16 protein-coding genes and 5 pseudogenes are annotated in these 16,599 nt (G+C 61.8%); 16 read left to right on the top strand and 5 right to left on the bottom strand.

Annotated elements, in window-relative coordinates:
- Window positions 1-11: 11 nt before the first annotated feature.
- The 7 genes from NO345_RS19065 (at window position 12) to NO345_RS19035 (ending at window position 6,940) form a co-directional block, all read left to right on the top strand.
- A complete protein-coding gene (locus tag NO345_RS19065; protein WP_256301923.1) occupies window positions 12-236 on the top strand; it encodes a ubiquitin family protein in 225 nt (74 codons plus the stop codon).
- Window positions 236-643: a hypothetical protein gene (locus tag NO345_RS19060; protein ID WP_256301921.1), complete on the top strand. Its 408-nt coding sequence runs from the start codon at window positions 236-238 to the stop codon at window positions 641-643. The genes NO345_RS19065 and NO345_RS19060 overlap by 1 nt, the downstream gene beginning before the upstream one ends.
- 198 nt (window positions 644-841) lie before the next feature.
- The gene (locus NO345_RS19055) at window positions 842-1,234 is read left to right on the top strand and encodes a hypothetical protein (protein WP_256301919.1); all 393 of its coding nucleotides are present in this window, start codon (window positions 842-844) and stop codon (window positions 1,232-1,234) included.
- Window positions 1,235-1,380: 146 nt separating this feature from the next.
- On the top strand, window positions 1,381-2,277 hold the full coding sequence (locus NO345_RS19050) for a hypothetical protein (RefSeq protein ID WP_256301917.1): 897 nt from the start codon (window positions 1,381-1,383) through the stop codon (window positions 2,275-2,277).
- A 42-nt stretch (window positions 2,278-2,319) separates the two neighbouring features.
- A complete protein-coding gene (locus tag NO345_RS19045) occupies window positions 2,320-3,753 on the top strand; it encodes a nucleotide exchange factor GrpE (protein ID WP_256301915.1) in 1,434 nt (477 codons plus the stop codon).
- A gap of 200 nt (window positions 3,754-3,953) precedes the next feature.
- Entirely contained in the window at window positions 3,954-5,171 is a 1,218-nt protein-coding gene (locus NO345_RS19040; protein ID WP_256301913.1) for a vWA domain-containing protein, read from the top strand.
- An 89-nt stretch (window positions 5,172-5,260) separates the two neighbouring features.
- Window positions 5,261-6,940: an Hsp70 family protein gene (locus tag NO345_RS19035; protein ID WP_256301911.1), complete on the top strand. Its 1,680-nt coding sequence runs from the start codon at window positions 5,261-5,263 to the stop codon at window positions 6,938-6,940.
- Between the two features lie 119 nt (window positions 6,941-7,059).
- Here NO345_RS19035 and NO345_RS19030 read toward each other — a convergent pair.
- A pseudogene (locus tag NO345_RS19030) lies at window positions 7,060-7,302 on the bottom strand (transposase); the annotation flags it as partial.
- Between the two features lie 28 nt (window positions 7,303-7,330).
- Here NO345_RS19030 and deoC point away from each other — a divergent pair.
- Window positions 7,331-8,011, top strand: coding sequence for a deoxyribose-phosphate aldolase (gene deoC, locus NO345_RS19025; protein WP_256301907.1), 681 nt, complete (start codon window positions 7,331-7,333; stop codon window positions 8,009-8,011).
- The gene (rbsK, locus tag NO345_RS19020) at window positions 7,998-8,909 is read left to right on the top strand and encodes a ribokinase (RefSeq protein ID WP_256301905.1); all 912 of its coding nucleotides are present in this window, start codon (window positions 7,998-8,000) and stop codon (window positions 8,907-8,909) included. The genes deoC and rbsK overlap by 14 nt, the downstream gene beginning before the upstream one ends.
- A 74-nt stretch (window positions 8,910-8,983) precedes the next feature.
- On the opposite strand, the pseudogene NO345_RS19015 reads toward rbsK, so the two are convergent.
- Window positions 8,984-9,136: pseudogene (locus NO345_RS19015) on the bottom strand (IS5/IS1182 family transposase); the annotation flags it as partial.
- Between NO345_RS19015 and NO345_RS19940 the strand changes: the two are divergent.
- From NO345_RS19940 to NO345_RS19005, 3 genes and pseudogenes are all read left to right on the top strand, one after another.
- Window positions 9,130-9,397: pseudogene (locus NO345_RS19940) on the top strand (cell division control protein Cdc6); the annotation flags it as partial. The pseudogenes NO345_RS19015 and NO345_RS19940 overlap by 7 nt on opposite strands.
- An 85-nt stretch (window positions 9,398-9,482) precedes the next feature.
- On the top strand, window positions 9,483-10,499 hold the full coding sequence (locus NO345_RS19010) for an AI-2E family transporter (protein ID WP_256301903.1): 1,017 nt from the start codon (window positions 9,483-9,485) through the stop codon (window positions 10,497-10,499).
- 153 nt (window positions 10,500-10,652) lie between these two features.
- Window positions 10,653-10,748, top strand: a pseudogene (locus NO345_RS19005) (transcriptional regulator TrmB); the annotation flags it as partial.
- Here the strand turns inward: NO345_RS19005 and NO345_RS19935 are convergent.
- A pseudogene (locus NO345_RS19935) lies at window positions 10,740-10,976 on the bottom strand (hypothetical protein); the annotation flags it as partial. The pseudogenes NO345_RS19005 and NO345_RS19935 overlap by 9 nt on opposite strands.
- Window positions 10,977-11,249: 273 nt before the next feature.
- Between NO345_RS19935 and NO345_RS19000 the strand changes: the two are divergent.
- The 3 genes from NO345_RS19000 to NO345_RS18990 all read left to right on the top strand — a co-directional run bounded on the left by NO345_RS19000 (window position 11,250) and on the right by NO345_RS18990 (window position 14,526).
- Window positions 11,250-11,645 (top strand): DUF6176 family protein, encoded by a 396-nt coding sequence (locus NO345_RS19000; RefSeq protein ID WP_256301901.1) that lies wholly within the window; start codon window positions 11,250-11,252, stop codon window positions 11,643-11,645.
- Between the two features lie 345 nt (window positions 11,646-11,990).
- Complete coding sequence (locus NO345_RS18995) at window positions 11,991-12,782, top strand: ABC transporter ATP-binding protein (RefSeq protein ID WP_256301899.1); 792 nt, start codon at window positions 11,991-11,993, stop codon at window positions 12,780-12,782.
- A 4-nt stretch (window positions 12,783-12,786) separates the two neighbouring features.
- Window positions 12,787-14,526, top strand: a complete 1,740-nt coding sequence (locus NO345_RS18990; protein ID WP_256301897.1) for a hypothetical protein — start codon at window positions 12,787-12,789, stop codon at window positions 14,524-14,526.
- A 173-nt stretch (window positions 14,527-14,699) separates the two neighbouring features.
- On the opposite strand, the gene NO345_RS18985 is transcribed toward NO345_RS18990, so the two are convergent.
- Window positions 14,700-14,900, bottom strand: a complete 201-nt coding sequence (locus NO345_RS18985; RefSeq protein ID WP_256301895.1) for a helix-turn-helix transcriptional regulator — start codon at window positions 14,898-14,900, stop codon at window positions 14,700-14,702.
- Window positions 14,901-14,903: 3 nt separating this feature from the next.
- Window positions 14,904-15,323: a DUF2178 domain-containing protein gene (locus tag NO345_RS18980; protein ID WP_256301893.1), complete on the bottom strand. Its 420-nt coding sequence runs from the start codon at window positions 15,321-15,323 to the stop codon at window positions 14,904-14,906.
- A 378-nt stretch (window positions 15,324-15,701) separates the two neighbouring features.
- On the opposite strand from NO345_RS18980, the gene NO345_RS19930 reads away from it, so the two are divergent.
- Window positions 15,702-16,466, top strand: coding sequence for a CPBP family intramembrane glutamic endopeptidase (locus tag NO345_RS19930; RefSeq protein ID WP_256301891.1), 765 nt, complete (start codon window positions 15,702-15,704; stop codon window positions 16,464-16,466).
- The last annotated feature ends 133 nt before the right edge of the window (window positions 16,467-16,599 follow it).

Here is a 16,599-nt window from a genome sequence, read left to right as displayed (position 1 = left end):
CCGATGAGACCATGAAAGTCCCAATATCGATCGACGACGAGACGTTCAACATCACCGACGACACAACCGTCGCAGACCTCAAACGGCGAGTCGGTTGCAACGATGACCATGCACTCGTGTACAGAGACGACCAGACAATACGGGTTCTCGACGACGACGCCATCGTGGCCGACCACGTCGAGCCGCAATCCACCCTGGAACTCTACCCGCTCTCAGACAACTATGTCTTCCGCTGATGACCTCCGGACGTGTTCTCGCGGACATCGCCGAGCTTGCGAGCGTGTTGCGAGAACGAGCCAACACGCAACTCACCTACGATGTCCAAGACTCCAGCTTCGTAGAGATCGGGCACTTCAGGTTCCCCGACGGCTGGCAAACGACGGACGGAACCCGAGTCGGCGCAATCCGCTTCGAGCTTCCAGCATCGTATCCGAACACGCCACCGTCAGTCGCGGTTCCAGCGGGCATGCGGTACCACGGCCAGCAGACCCAGGCCATGCAACCTACCCGAGCGTGGCCGTCCGAGAACTGGGTTGCCTTCGAGCCGGACTACGGCCAGTGGAATCCGGCAGCCGATGGCCTCCTGACGGCGCTCGCGGCCATCGAACGACGGCTGCGCGACCCTCGACCGCAACCGCCGTGACAGACGAAACGACCTCCTGGCGATCGAACCGGGCGCTCGACTGCCCTCGCCGCTTCGCTAGCCAGCAAGCTCGTAGCGGGGAGGCCAGGGCAAGGCATAGTTAGTTCTGTCGTCGCCCTCGTGCGGCGTCACGTGGGTCGTAACTGCATCGGCCCAATCACCTTGCTAACGCACTCCCTTCATCGCGAACGGAATCGCATGTCACTCGACTGGCCCGAATCTTTCGACCGAACACCACCCGACAACCGCGAACCGTATCCACACCATTTCCAGGTCTCGTTGGAGCGCGCCTTCGGGAACGTCGTCACCCAAGTCGACCGGTTGGCCGGCGCGGAGTTAATCGCCATCGAGACCGCTTCCGGAGCAACTGCCGGCCCGCCCGCCACGACGGGCGACAGAGAGGACCCGGGCGTCGTGGTGCGATTCAGGAACGACGGCGTCGTGTATGCCGTCCCCTGTGACCGGTGGGCCGCACTCCGCGACAACGTCCAGGCGGTCGCCAAGTACCTCGAAGCGAAGCGCGCCCTCGACAGATACGGGGTCGAAACGCTCACCGACGAGTTCGCAACTCAGAAGGTCAGACTCGACTGATGCCTGATAACACTCCGAGCAACGACCCGCGAGATCACCCCTCGCCGCGACACGGCCGCGAGCGTACTGCCTGTCGAGCAGACGGTGGGCGGTCGACTCGAGGCTGGGCAGACGGGTTCGACGGCTGGGCCGCCGCAGCGAAACCGGTGTCGACCGACGCCGAGTACAGTCGGAGCTTCCACTGGGGACACGCCGACCAGCGTCGAGAGTTGACGCTCTCGATCCCCGTTGGCACGTACGACTACTGCGTGAATCGCGCCCGCACCGGCGACTACAGACAGTACGTCGTCGACCCGCTCCAGGAGCCGTTCATCGCCACTGTCGCCGAGGACATCGAGGAGACCACGCCCGGAGCGACCGCGCGAGACACAGTCACCAGCTGTGTGCGATTCGTCCAGAGCCTCGAGTACACTCGCGACCGCGAGGACACGGGCCACGAGGCCTACCCGAAGTACCCGATCGAGACGTTGGTGCATCAACGAGGCGACTGCGAGGACGGGACGTTACTGCTGTGTGCCCTGCTGGAGACGCTCGGCTACGAAACGGCGATGCTGGTCCTTCCAGCCCACCACCACATGGTTGCTGGCATCGCGTGTGACTGGGCTCGCGGAGCCAGCGTGACCCACCAAGAGACCCAGTTCTTCACCGTCGAGACGACCACAACCGGCTGGGACGTCGGCGAGCTTGACCCACAGTTCCAAGGGTCACCCGTGAACGTACACCGTCCGAGCGACACGCCGATACTCGTCCACCAGTGGGACGCCACCCCCAGCACGGAGACCGGGGTGACCGTCACCGTGCACGTTGCAAACTTCGGGGGCGCACCCGCCGAGGATGTCCAAATCCGCTTCCTGTTCGAACGCCGGAACGGCACAATCGTTGAGCGTTCCTGGCTGGGTGACGGTCCTCGAACGCTCGCGGCCGGCGAGTCCACACAGTACATCCGCGATATCGTGCCGCCACCAGACCTGAAACTCCGTGGACGATGCCGCCTCATCGTTGCTGGCGCGCTCCACGACGAAAGCAAGAGCGAGTGGCACTGACTGACCGACCACCCAGAATCCCGATCCGAAACGAGAGACACAATGTCCGAACACCGACGTAACTCAACCGAGCCGGACCGCACCGAATCGACGACCGACGACGAGACTGAACAAGCCGACACCCAGGCACCGGAATCCACAGAGCGTGTCGACCAGCAGGCACCGCCCGGTGACGGGGGGGAGCGGAGCATCGACGGCGACAAATGGCGACAGCGACTCGCCCAACTGAAAGTCGACAGGGCCATGGCCACATCCGACGAACAGCAGAAAGCGCTCACCGACAAGATCGAGGACCTCCAGACGCGGATGCACGACGCTGGCGTTCCTACTGACGCCCCCGATGGAGGCTCCAGCACGGACGGCGAATCACCCGTCAAGGCCACCGGGTCGCAGGACCACCCCACCGAGCATCATCCCAGCGACGCCGATGACGAGAACGAGGAGGGACCGACGGACTCGACGGGAGCTGCCGGCTCGGACTCGCCCGAGTCGTCGAGGGACGCGGACGCCGTCCCCGGGAAGTCGAAACACGAGACGAGTACTGAGGGGACGCCCGGTGCCACCCCGTCGAGCGACCTCAACCCGGACAGTAACACCACCTCACAGGCCCAATCTGAGGAGGCACAGCACCCCGACCAGTCACCCGAAGAGGGCAACGACCGGGAACGTGCTACGGACTCGGAGCAGGAACCAACCGGAGCGGGCTCTCCCACGGGCCAGGGCGTCACCCAGACTCCCGAGCCCGATGCCTCACCACCCAGTCCCACGCCGGATCCCACCGATCGAACCCCGAGCACGCCGTCCACTCCAACCGAGAACTCGCAGGAAACGGATATCGAGGACGAGCAGGACACCGATTCCGGCCCGGACCCCGACTCGGAACCGAAACTCGAGTCACTCGAAGGGTCCGATACCGGGGCAGATGACCGCGCCGAATCAGATCCCACGTCGGATGCACACCCGTCACCCCGTGACGACCGTGGGGAGGAGTCGGTAGCGTCCAACGACCGGCGGAACGACGCGACCAGTGGAACCGGCGCTCTCGCTGAGGAGGTCTCGGTGCTCCAGACTCAGCTCGAGACCCTCGAGACGACAGTCGACGAGTATCGACAAAAGAACACGCGCGAACACGAGCTCCTCCGGAAGGAGGCTGTCGAACAACTCGGCGAGCGCATGCTCCGGGTCCGCGACACGTTGACCCGTGCCATCGAGTACAACGAGTTCGACGACGATCAGGCCGCGATGCTCGAAGCAGTCGTCACGAAGTTCGACCAACAGTTCACCGCCGGTGCCATCGACAAGATCGATCCGGACCCTGGGGACGAGGTCGACGACCTCCGCCATGCACTGGCGGGACCGCGCGAGGAGACGACTGCCGTTCCCCCAGGCTGTATCATCCGTGTCGAATCCCCCGGCTTCGAGATCGACGGCTACCCGTTACAGGAAGCGAAAGTCATCGCCGCAAAGCGCGAGTAACCACGGAACGGTGCCCTGGGCCGAAGGGTTGTGATCGCCCTCGGTACGGGGCTCGCTGAACCGACCACCGCTATTTTTGGGCCGATCGCTGGGTGACTGGGGCGCTGGATTCGATGCCGACGTGGTAAACGGTATTTAAACTCGACTCTGGGTGAGATGTGAGCAGTCACCTTGCACGACCAGTCCGAACACCAGCGTGCATGAGCGTAGAAATAGACGCCGAACTGAGCCAAGCGCTCCCAGCCGGCAGCGGCCGGACGACGCTCGCGGCAACGATCACCCCGACCGACAAACAACAGCCGACGAAACGTCACATCGCCGTCGTAGTCGACGTGAGCGGGTCGATGTCGAAGGACGTCGCGTTCGTCGACGACACGTCTGCGAAGATCGAGCTGGCCCGTCAGGGCGTCGCGAAGCTCCTGGGCGAGATGCACGAGGACGACAAGCTCAGCATCATCGCGTTCGACTCCCGGCCCGACGTCTTGGTGCCGATGACCGAGTGGGGGAACGCAGACCAGGACCAGATCGAGAGCACGGTCACCGGCACGCCGGGCCCGGGGTACGACGGTGCATTGGACGCCGGCGGCGGGACGAACATCAAGCGCGCAATCCAGACCGCAGCCCAGCAGTTCACGGAGGGCGGCGACGGCGTCGTGAGCACGGATATCGTCCTCCTGTCCGACGGGATGGACCGCCGCGACCTTGACGAGTTCAGACAGCAGGCCGACACGCTGGATTCGAAAGGGATCACCATCAGTGCAGGAGGAATCGGTCGGTCCTACAACGAAGACGTCCTCCTGGCGCTCACGAATCGAACTGGTGGGTCGGCCGAGCATCTGGAAGCGCCACGTGACATCGAGTCGTTCCTCCACGACAAAGCCCAGGATGCCCGAGACACCGTGGCACCCAACCCCCAGCTCCGCTTCGAGTTCGCCGACGGCTTCAGAATCGCCCCCGGCGAGCCGGCGTACCTCACCGAACCGCAGGCGACTTCGGAACCGGTCTCGACTGACGAAAGCACCGCTGTCGTCGACCTCCCGAAGCTCACCGCCGGGGAACGCATTCGGCTCACTGTCGAGGTGCTCGGCGGTCACAAGTCCACCGGCATGGTCTACCCGATGGCCGAGCTCTTCGTGGAGGACGACGCCGTGTTGGCCTCGACGGCAGTCGAGGTCCGATACGAGGACGACCCGACGAAGCGTCTGGACATCGAGAAAGAGCGCCTGAGTGGCGACGTCACGACGGACATCATCGACCCAGCGGTCGAGAAAGCAACCATCGAGGCCCGCATCGACAGCATCGAACACGACCGCGGCTGGAAACAACTCGCGGCCGTCCTCCGGAAGCGGCTGGCGGACGCCGAAGCCACGGGCGGGAACATCGCCGTCTCGAAAGCGAAGTACGACCCAGACGACTAGTTCTCCACTCGCGGTTTCTCCTCCTCGATTCACTCGGATGTCAGTCGGAGTCAGACCGTTGATGGCCCTGTCCCATTGTTCGACTGTCGATGAGCTACTTAGGAATCGACCTCGGGACGACTCGCAGTGGTGTCGCGGTTGTCGAAGCCGACGACCCGACGCTGTTACAGAACAACGCCGGTGACCGACTGACCCCGTCAGTGGTGTACTATCGAGACGACGATGTTCTCGTGGGGAAGCCGGCCAAGAACAAGCAGAAAGAACAGAGCGACCGCATCGTCACCGACGCCAAGCGCCGGATGGGCGACGACCACGTGTACGCAATCGACGGAGAGGAGTACACGCCGGCTGAAGTTTCGGCAGAGATCCTCAAGCAGCTGAAGGACGATGTCGAGGAGTTCGAGGACGACATCTCGGGTGCCCACATCACGGTGCCAGCATACTTCACCGTCGACCAGAAGGGAGCCGTCAGGGAGGCCGCCGAACTCGCCGGGTTCGACGAGATCGACCTCCTCCACGAACCGACTGCCGCCGCCATCGGTCACGGGTTCGACCAGGAGATGGACGAGACGGTGTTCGTCTACGACTTCGGTGGTGGAACCCTCGACATCTCGGTGATGGACGTCGAGGGCAACAGCTTCGACATCCTCGCGACCAGCGGCGACACCACCCTCGGTGGCATCGACTTCACCGAGGCAATCATGGACCTGTTGGCCGACGAGTTCGAACAGAACAACGGCATCGACCTGCGCTCGGACCCCGAAGCCAGAGAGAGCCTCCGCGCCGAAGCGGAACAGGCCAAGATCGACCTCTCCGGGCGCGAGAAGACCGAGATCAGCGCACCCCTCCTCGGTCAGATCGACGACGAGGTCGTCGGTATCACCGAACGCGTCCTGCGTCGCTCCGAATTCGAGTCCGCCACGTCCGGGCTGCTCGACCGCGCCATCGACCCCGTCGAGGACGCCCTCGAGAAGGCCGACCTGAAGGCCGAGGACGTCGACACGGTCCTCCTCGTCGGTGGGTCGTCGAAGATCCCAGCGGTGCAGGAACAGCTCACTGACTTCTTCGGGTTCGAGCCGACGAAGACCAACGACCTCGCCAAGGTGGTCGCGAAGGGTGCCGCCATCGTCGCCGACCTCGAGGACGGCATCGACGAGAAGTACGTCTGCCCGGAGTGCCCGCAAGGGTTCGACTACTTCGACGACCTCAACGACCACCTCTCGACGCACGACCCGGACGACGGCATCGCGTGCCCGTACTGTGATGAGGTCTTGGATACGAAGGACGACCGGGAGGACCACATCGGCCTCGAACACCCCGGAGAACTCGGTAGCGGTGGTGAAGAAGGCGGGAAGCATCCCACAGGATTCGGCAAGAAGAAGATCCTTTCGCGGTCGCTCGGCACTGACCTGGTCGGTGCACGCATGGACATCCTCATCGAGGAGGGGTCCGAACTGCCGGCCACCGCCACGGAACGGTACGTGCCGACCGCCGACGACCCCGAACAGATCCCGGTCCACGTCTACCAGGGCGAGGACGTGGAGAACCTCTACTCGAACGAGAAGCTGAAGGACTGGTACGTCGAGGACATCCCGGAGACGGAGAGTGGCCGTCCGACCATCGCTGTGACGTTTGAGATCGACGACGATGGCCTGCTTGAGGTGAGTGCAGAACTTGTCGACAGCGACAAGAGCGTGTCCACGACGGTCGACAGTATCACCGGGAGCCGATCAGGGGGTATGACGAAGGGGCCGGCCGACGACGACTAGAGGATCTCTCCCCTTGCGCGCACCCCGGTTGTTGCTCTATCCCTCCGTGAGGGGAAAACCCGCCGTACACTCCGGATTCACTCGGTATTACGCGACGGCTGCGCCGTCTTACCGGAGTGTGACTGCTTCCGATTCAACCGCGTGACTAGCTCGGAGTCCGAGTCGTCACAGCGAGCGATGCGTTTGGTGATGTCGTCGTCGTCCGGCTTCAGACAATTCAGCGGATACAGCTCGCTGTGTCCGTCATCGTAGGCGAACGCGGCGAAGTTGGTGATCTCGATGTCAACACCGACGGCCTTCTCACCGGGTGCTTCAGCACCCACGATCTCGACTTCGCAGACGAAGTGCAGTCCCCACTCGTTTTATCATCACGTGCGGTCACGTGGCTACATGGACAGAACCGCGGACGAGATTGCCTCGACGATTCAACACACGGAAGTAGGGCCGACTGCCGATCGTGACAGGATCGTCGAACTCTGCGACGAGTGCGTCGAGTACGGGTTCGACGGTGCGATGGTGTTGCCCTGCTGGGTCTCGCTTGCGCGGGAACGGCTCGAGGGGACCGACGTGACCGTCTGCTCGGCCGCCGGGTTCCCCATGGGTGGGGACAATCGGATCGCGAAGGCGGCTGCCGTTCGTGACGCCGTCGCGGCGGGTGCCGAGGAGGTGGACGTGATGCCGAACATCGGTTATCTCAAGTCCGGTATGGACGAGCAGCTCCGCGAGGAGATGGAACTGGTCGTCGAGGCGTCCGGTAACGCCGTCTGCAAGGCGATGCTGGAACTCGGCGCGCTCGACGAGGCCGAGTCCGAGCGCATCACCGAACTCGCGATCGAGGCGGGCTTCGACTACATCAAGACCTCGAGCGGGTGGGGCGAAGGCGGCAAAGCGACCGTCGAGCGCGTCGAGTTCCTCGCCGAGCGCGCACCCGAGCACGTCGGCGTGAAGGCGAGCGGCGGCATCCGGACGCTCGATGATGCAAACGAACTACTGGATGCTGGTGCGGAACTCCTCGGTTCCTCTAGTGGCGTCGCGATCGTCGAGGGGGGACGGGGAGATGGGGAGTACTGAGCCCGCGATCGCCGTCGTCGGCAGCTACAACGTCGGTCTCGTCACGGAGGTCCCCCGGTTCCCGGTCCCCGGTGAGACCGTCACCGGGTCGACCTACAGGGAAGTACCCGGCGGGAAGGGGTCGAACCAGGCAATCGGCGCGGCCAGACTCGGTGCTGATACGGTCTTCATTGGCTGTGTCGGCCGTGACGCATACGCCGCGGACGCGTTCGACCTCTGGGACCGCGAGGGCGTCGACGCCAGCGCAGTCTCACAGGTCGAGACGCATACTGGCGTCGGGACTGTCCTGGTCGACGACGACGGCGAGAACGAGATCGCAGTGGTCCCCGGTGCGAACTACCACCTCGGCCGCGAGCAGGTAGCCGACGCGGCGGACCGAATCGACGACTGCGACGTTCTGCTCGTCCAACTCGAGGTCGACGACGACGCGGTTCGGGCCGCCGTCGAGACCGCCGCCGAATGTGGGCTCGATGTCGTGTTGAACCCTGCACCGGCCCGTGAACTCCCGATGGATGTGCTTCGGAACGTCGACTACTTGACGCCAAACGAGAGCGAGGCGCGTGTGCTCGCCGGGCGGTCGCCGGACGAGGACGTCGATGTGGGCGCGGACCTGCTGGAACTGGGTGTCCGCACCGTCGTCACGACTCAAGGAGGAGATGGTGCCATTGTCCGGGACGCGGACGGCCAAACGCACGTTCCGACGCCCACGGTCGACGTCGTCGACACGACAGGGGCGGGGGACGCGTTCAACGCCGGGTTCGCCGTCGCGCTGGCCGACGGGGCATCGACAGTCGAAGCGGTTCGGTACGGCTGTCGCGCGGGGGCAGTGACGACGACAGAGTTCGACGTCGTCCCGGCCCTCCCGACCCTCGATGACCTCGAAACACTGGGCGACTGAAGCAGGTGAGCGCTGAAGAACTTGCTACCCTTCTGTGGGGAGAAAACCCTGGCGTTCACGGCGTTGACGAGACGTTCCCGGTCGAGGAACGTGGTGTCGATAGCGGCGTGACCGGACGGATCGTGTAGCTCCGACGAGAGTCGGAGCAGCACTCGGCAGAGTGCTGTTTTGAGTCTGTCAAACACCTCGACTAACGTGGAGTGATGCGGGGGATCGGCCTCGATCAATTTTGAAGCCCCGGGCGGAGAAAGCAATCCACGATGGCATCCTCGAGGAGGACGTCGTTCCACTTTGCGCCGCGTTTACTGCTCAGGATACGGAATCTGACGCCAGGCGATTCGTCTTCTTCTGGAGGCTGGAGAACTTGCCCAGGCAAACGGATCTGAGTCTGTGACGGAGGATCATGTCCGGGCTGCTCAGGACGAGTTCGAGAGCACCAGCTGTATGAGGGCATGCAGGAACTCACGACCCAGGGCCACGTCGTCGTATAAACCTGATAGCAATGGCAGCCGGAGCGTTCTGAAGATGAATTGATATGGGGCCTTTATCACATCGCTCGACAAATTCGCAGTCATGAACCTCAGCAAGGGGTTTGTTCTCGCCCTCGTCGCTACCCTCCTCGTGCTATCGGCCATGCTGATCCAGCCGTTTCTCCAGTACGTCCTCGGTGCCGTCCTCCTCGCCTATGTGCTCTATCCGCTGCAGACCCGCCTCGAAGCGTACGTGTCGCCGATGGTCGCCGCACTCTCGCTCGTGATTCTGGCAGTTGCCGGATTCGTCGCGCCGTTCGTGGCGATCCTTGCGACGGTCGTGGATAGTGCCGACGAGATCCTCCAGGACTTCGACACCGACTCAGTGCAGATAGCGGTGGTCGAATCCCGGATCGAGGAACTCACCGGACAAGAGGTTGACATCGCAGGCGAACTCGTCGGCTCGGGGCGAGAAATCGGGACGATCGTATTCGAACGGTCGACCCAAGCGTTCGGGACGATCACCTTCCATCTCATCGGGATCGCGTTGGCACTCTTTCTCGTCTACTACCTTCTCAAGGACCGCGATGATCTGGTCAACTGGCTTCACGGAACGGTCCCCCTCCCAATGGACATCCAGCGAGACCTCTACGGTGAGATCAACGACGTGATGTGGGGCGTTCTCTTCGGACACGTCTTCGTCGCTATCGTCCAGGGGGTCGTCGCCGGAGTCGGACTCGTCGCCACTGGCGTTCCCAATGCGGTGTTCTGGACGGCCGTCATGATCGTTCTCGCGATGGTTCCGCTCGTCGGTGCGATCCCCGTCTGGGGAGGGGCGGTGGTCTACCTGTATCTCACGAACGAACCACTGCTCGCTCTCGGATTATTCGTCTACAGCGTCATCGTCGTTGGACTCACCGACGACTACCTCCGTCCATTCGCCGTCGACAGATACGCGAAGCTCAATCCCGCCGTTATTCTCCTGGGTATCCTCGGTGGGGCGTACGCGTTCGGGATTATGGGACTGTTCTTCGGCCCCGTCATCCTCGGCGCACTCAAAGCCGCTCTCCGCGTCGGCTTGGAAAACTGGTCCCGGATCGACGAGAGAGACGTCGCCTGACCAACCGTTCGAAATCAGTCGAACAACGGATCCTCGAGTCGTATCCCCAGCCTCGGCGTGCCAAATCGCCGTCGCACCTCCAGAACGGTACTTCCCAACCGAGGTCTCGTCGGCACAGACGACGGCCACTACGACTTTGAGGACGTAGCCGAAGTCTTGCCGGCGGGGCTCTGCTGTCACACGCTGCTAGTCGAAGACGGGAGCCGCCCGCGCTCGTACTGTCTCATCCTGCTCAGCCACGTCGACGTCGTCGTTCTCGTACGCTGCTCGCCACATCGCATGGGCGGCACGAGTGACAGGTGCCACCCCGGTCACGTCGATACAGGACGGCTCGGCGGCCGTCGTGGCGGCGTCGGTCGGGGGGTGGTAATGGGTCTCGGGAGAGTGTGTATTCGGGTGGCGGTCGAATCGTCAGGTGATGTCGTCGCAATCGACATAGTTTGACAGATCACCGGCAGGACTCCAGCGAGACGGAAGAACACGACTGCAAACGAATCTAAGGGTTCCGTTTCCATCGCCACCACACCGAGGAGCATGAACCCGCCGACAATTACCCAGAAATTGAGATTGGCGACCCACAGGAATGCACGCCGAAGCAACGACCACACGGTTCGTCCCTTCTTCGGGAGCCCCGGGAGTTTCGACAGCCGGCCCATCAAAAACGTCGGGTACGGCTATTCCGTAATTAGTGCTTTTGCGAAACTGAGTTCACAGGAGTGTTTTAGGGAGGGCGGTTGTATCTCGTTGCCGATGTCGGAGATATTCATTCGCAAACAAGAGATCGAAGACGGGAAAACTGACGAACTTCGAGAGTGGATTGACGACCTGTACGGTGAGGCAGTGGCCGACGAACAAGGCGTCAAAGAGATTTGGGGGGAGGAATCACTGCACACGATTTCGCTGTTCATAGAGCACGCTGCGGACGCGAATTACTTTGTGTGGTATCTCGAGGCTGACTCGATGGAGCAACTCATTGAGGCGCGTGAAGCATCGACGCATCCACTCCACGAGGTCGAAGACGCGATGATGGGAGAGGTTTTAGTCGATCCGACCGAGGCCGGTGAGTTCGAACCATTGATGCATGGCGTCAGCGCAGATCGCCCCGACCAATTTTCTATCCAACAATTATCCGACCCCTCTCGATAGATCTGACTGCCTACCCCACGGCTATTTTAGTCGGGTATTCACTAATTTCCCGTTTTTCGGGCGGTAGAACCACCGAATCAATCGCTCGACGGACGACGCAAGTCGGGGAAGTGCTACCTGTACAGTGTCATTCCCTCGAATGGTTCGGATGGGCGAGACCAGTAAATAGGTAAGTTCATCGGTAGTTTTAATTGGAGGTGTAAAATACTCTTTACTGTAAAGGAGTATTTACACCACGATGTTTGACCGACCACGAATGCTGCCGCACCCCGAACCGAGCCCCCAGACCAGTCTGTCGCCCTCCACCAGCGACCACAACACACCGATACCGGGAGTGATCGAGTCATGACCGACCACGCGATCATCGCGGACGGACTGACGAAACGGTACGGTGCCGAACACGCCGTTGACGACCTTTCCCTCTCGATTCCACCGGGAACCGTCTACGGTTTCCTCGGTCCGAACGGGGCCGGGAAAACGACGACGATGCGAATGCTTGTCGCACTTACCGAACCGACAGCCGGTACTGCACAAATCGCTGGCGTTACGATCACAGACCGCCCCCGCCTCACGCAGCGAATCGGGTATCTCCCAGCGGAGCCACCTGTCTTGGATGAATTAACCGCCTGGGAACAACTCCGCCACGTCGCCCGTCTCCACGGGATCCCCGACGACGAGGCTGACAGCCGGATCGAAACGCTGCTCGACCGCTTCGGTCTGCTCGCTGACGCCGACAAACGCATCGAATCGTACTCTACTGGGATGACCAAGAAAGTCGGGATCATCGCGGCGCTGTTCCACGACCCGGACGTGGTGTTCCTCGACGAGCCGACGAGTGGCCTCGATCCCCGTGCCGCACGCACTGTTCGGGACACGATCGCTGACCTCGTCACCCGCGAGATGACGGTTTTCCTGTCGACTCACATCCTCCCGATCGTCGATGAGCTCGCTGACACCATCGGCGTCATCAACGACGGGACGCTCGTCGCAGAAGCCCCGCCCTCGGAGCTCAAATCCCAGGCGGACGAGTCACCAGATCTCGAAACCGCCTTCCTGGAGGTCACTGCCGAACGTGACATCACGGATTCTGGACAGTCACAGCTGACCGACAGCGGTGCCATCGGCTCGGAGTGGTAACCACATGTCTGAGGAATCCACTGGCCTTTCAGAACCGTCGTCATCGACGCCAGCTAGAACCGGCAGTCACGGGTCACGCCAACACAGTTCGTTCACGGGTGTTGTCCCGTCTCCGAGTCAGAGCTGGGAGATCGCCCGAATCGAGTTACTTCGTGGCTACCGGTGGGTGAGACATCAGGACTTCTGGCTTGTCTTCACCGCCCTCGTTGGTATTATGAGTGTATTCTTCCTCTTACAAACGTTCGACGCTGCCCGATCTGTCGGGTCGGCGCTCGCCGCTGGCGAGGCACTTCCAGCGTGGCTCGTGACTGCGACGAGTGTCCTCTGGGTGTTCCTGGCGGTCCTGCTCGTTGGTGATGGGTTCGGAAGCAACGGCGACCTCGATAACGACGGGCAGTATCTCACGATTCGCCCGGTAGCCGACGTCGCCGGGGGGCTGTTGCTCGCAGCTGCCGCCAAATTCTCGGTGTACACGATTGGTCTCGGGCTTGCTGCTGGCGCAGGACTGGTCGCTGGGACCGGCTCGCCCCTCCCGCTCCTCGGCATCACCGTCGCAGCGGTTGGCATCCCAGCCACGGCCGCAGCGGTCGGATACCCGATCGGGTTCGCACTCAAGGGATTCGTTCGTCGCTCGGAAAATCTCGGCCATCTCACGACAGTTCTCGGCGTCGTAATCGGCCTTGCGTACGTCTCACTCTCCGTCACCGGCGAGTTGCTGACTGTCGTCGAGCGACTGGAGCCAGTCTTACAGTCCCCGCCGGTCGCGTGGTTCGGACACCTCGCACTCGCGACGACCCCGAACGCTGGCGTCGATCTGACCGGCCCGCTCGTCCTGCTCGGACTCATACCAATCCTCGTTATTGGCGGAACGGTGCTTGCGGTTCCAGCGGCCCGATACGCGTGGCTGGCTGATACCGCCCGGACGAGTGCTGATGAGGGACGGGAACTGCCGTCCGCCCCGGATTCGCGTGTCGATGCGGTACTTGCCGTTGTCTGTCGAGCACCTGCGACGCGGGGCATGGCTAGTACGACGCTTCGTCGGGCAGTCCGCTCGCCGTTCCAGTTCGTGTTCGTCGCGCCGCCGCTGGTGGCCGCGATCGTCTTCATCGAGGGGGCTGTGACCACCGGCTCGGTTCCCTGGTACGTGCCGTGGTTCGTCGTCTGGTACGGTGCGTGGGCTGCCGGGGCCGTGTTGCCGCTGAACCCGCTGGGGAATCAGGGTTCGACCCTTCCGACGCTGCTGACGGCCCCGGCACGCGGCCGACATGTCGTTCACGGGCACGTCACCGCGGCAGCACTCGTCGGTGTCCCCCTGACAGCAGTGGTGGCGCTCGCTGCAGGCTCTCTCGCTGGCAGTTCTCTACCTGTGTTGGGGGCGCTCGGAGTTGCGAGTGCCGTTGCAGTCACTGGAAGTGCGGTTGTGGCGGCCGGCATCGGTTCCATGTTCCCACGCTTTGACGCGGTCAGTTTCGATGGGTCCCGACGAGCGGTGCCGCCAAGCAAACGCGCGTACAGTCTCTTCTCGGCGACGTTGAGTCTGATCGTCATCGCTGGTGCGTTCGTCGCTGATGAGACTGCGCGCGCGGTTGGTGCGGTACTCCTCTCACGGTGGCTTCCTTTCGGACTCGAAATCGGTGTCGAAACGCTGGCCATCATCAGTACGACTGTACTTGTCGGTGGTGTTGTCGGTATCGCCGCCGCGTATCGGGTTGCGATTCACCGCATCGGGGACTATCAAATGTAGTGAAGCCCTGTTTGATGGAATCCACGGCGAGCGAGCGGGTTGATTGATGCGTCTGTGCAGGAACCACAGAAACAACACCGACCGAGAATTCACCCGTCAGATCTTCTTTGAGAGGTACCTCCGTCGTGTCCGGGTTTTGAAAGTCAGTCTGTGATCGACAGTACCACGGCGCGTTACTCGTCCTGCTCCGGTTCGAATATATCTTCGATACTGCAGTCGAAGTGGGCAGCCAGTTTGAATGCGAGTTCCAGTGATGGGTTGTATCGATCGCGTTCGATCGCATTAATCGTCTGGCGGGTAACATCGAGCGCGTCGGCGAGTTCGCCTTGGCTGAGACCGTCGTCTTCACGCCGCCTGGTGAGATCGTTCTGCATAGATTAGATACGCCGTTTGGCCACTCCGAAACACACACCGTACAACAGGAAGAGTGCTGAGAACGTGAGGACCACACCCGAGACGACACCAGTGATTTCTAGATGATTCCCCGCTTCGAGGACGTATAGGACTGGTAGGATACTTAGGCCGAGGACCATCGAGATGCCGATCAAGATACCACTGGCCCGGTTGTGTAACTCCCAGTCTCGCTCATCCTGCAGTGTAGCCTCGCTCCACATTGGTGCGAGAACAGCGATCCCACCGGCAATCCACGCTCCAAGCAGATAGACAAGTGCCCCAGCGAAGTGTTGATCAACTACAAATCCGGCGAGTAGGCCGAGTATCGCTAGCCCACCAATCCCGTATACGAACCCTCGATACCGCTGGCGTGTAAGTCTCGAGTTTGTGTTGGCGGCCGTCATAGCGTGACCCTCGTCTGGTAGTAAAGTATGTTTTACATCCGGTATTAAAACTGACGGTCATCCCCTTTCGAGACCGTCTCTGGAGCAATTCGGCTGTTTTGTGTGACTGAGCGGCCGTCAAAATACATCATCACCACTTCGTGGTCGAATACTCCAGTTTAAAAACGGGGTATGTCATCACACTCAGACTACCACGAAGAGGAGCAAGTGGCCAATATGAGGGCCGAACGACAGGTCGCCACATTCCCGGGGAACCGACATTTATTCGGGCGGTGACAGGACCAGTGGGTGCCGCCAGCCCCCACGATCTCACTCGGCGAGCGACTGGGTGTCACGCTAGTTAATAAACATTCCGAACATATTGTAATGTAGAGTATTGTGAAGACGACCATCGCCAGTCGGCCGTCACCGTCCGCAGCTACCAGGATCCAGGTTCGTACGGTCCTCGTGGCAATCGGATTGCTCGGCGCGGCTGCACTCAGTACACAGGGCATCATTGAGGGATTCAAACTCCTCCAGACAGCGTTTGGATACGGTGGAAATCTCACACTCACATACCTCGTAGGGGGAGCACTTGCCACGGTTTCCTACATCGTCATCGCCGTCGTGTATCTCCGGTATCGGCCGGTAGTGATCCATGCACCACTTCGCCGATCCACCCTTCGAGAAGTCGGCTGGATCGTCGGCGGGATCGTCCTCGCGTTCGGCACCGCGATTGTCGTCGAGGTCATCGGCGCGCTTCTGGGTGCCGAAGGGGCGACAAACTTTGCCACGGCAGCGGCCGTCGAGAACCCGATATTGGTCTACGGCCTGCTACTGGTCGGCAATCTCCTTCTGATCGGCCCGGCCGAAGAACTCCTGTTCCGCGGCGTTATCCAGGGACGGTTGCGCGAGAGCTTCGGTCCCGCTCTCGCCATCGGGATCACCTCGCTAGGATTCGCCCTCAGCCACGTTCCCAGTTACTGGATCGGTGGCTCCGACCTTCTCACCTCCGGCGTCTTCTTCGCGCTGCTCGGCATCGCTGCTGGGGGGATCATCCTCGGGGGGATCTACGAACGGACGAAGAACTTGATCGTGGTCGCCCTGATCCACGGGCTCATCAACGCGATTGCTGTCGGTCTGACTCTCGTCATGTATCTGTGACGGTTCGAGCCGGCTGACAAACGAATGGCGGCCTCCTCGGTGGTTGTTCCATCCCTCGTCTGTATCGGTCACGCCGTTCTTGATACATATCGAGTAGTTACCGAAGTCGCTGCTGTATACAACCCGCGAACTG

It is taken from the genome of Haloarchaeobius salinus, assembly GCF_024464185.1.
In the GTDB taxonomy this organism is placed as follows: Archaea; Halobacteriota; Halobacteria; order Halobacteriales; family Natrialbaceae; genus Haloarchaeobius; species Haloarchaeobius salinus.
Note: the sequence above shows the minus strand (reverse complement) of the source record. Positions and strands in the feature narration are given on the sequence as shown.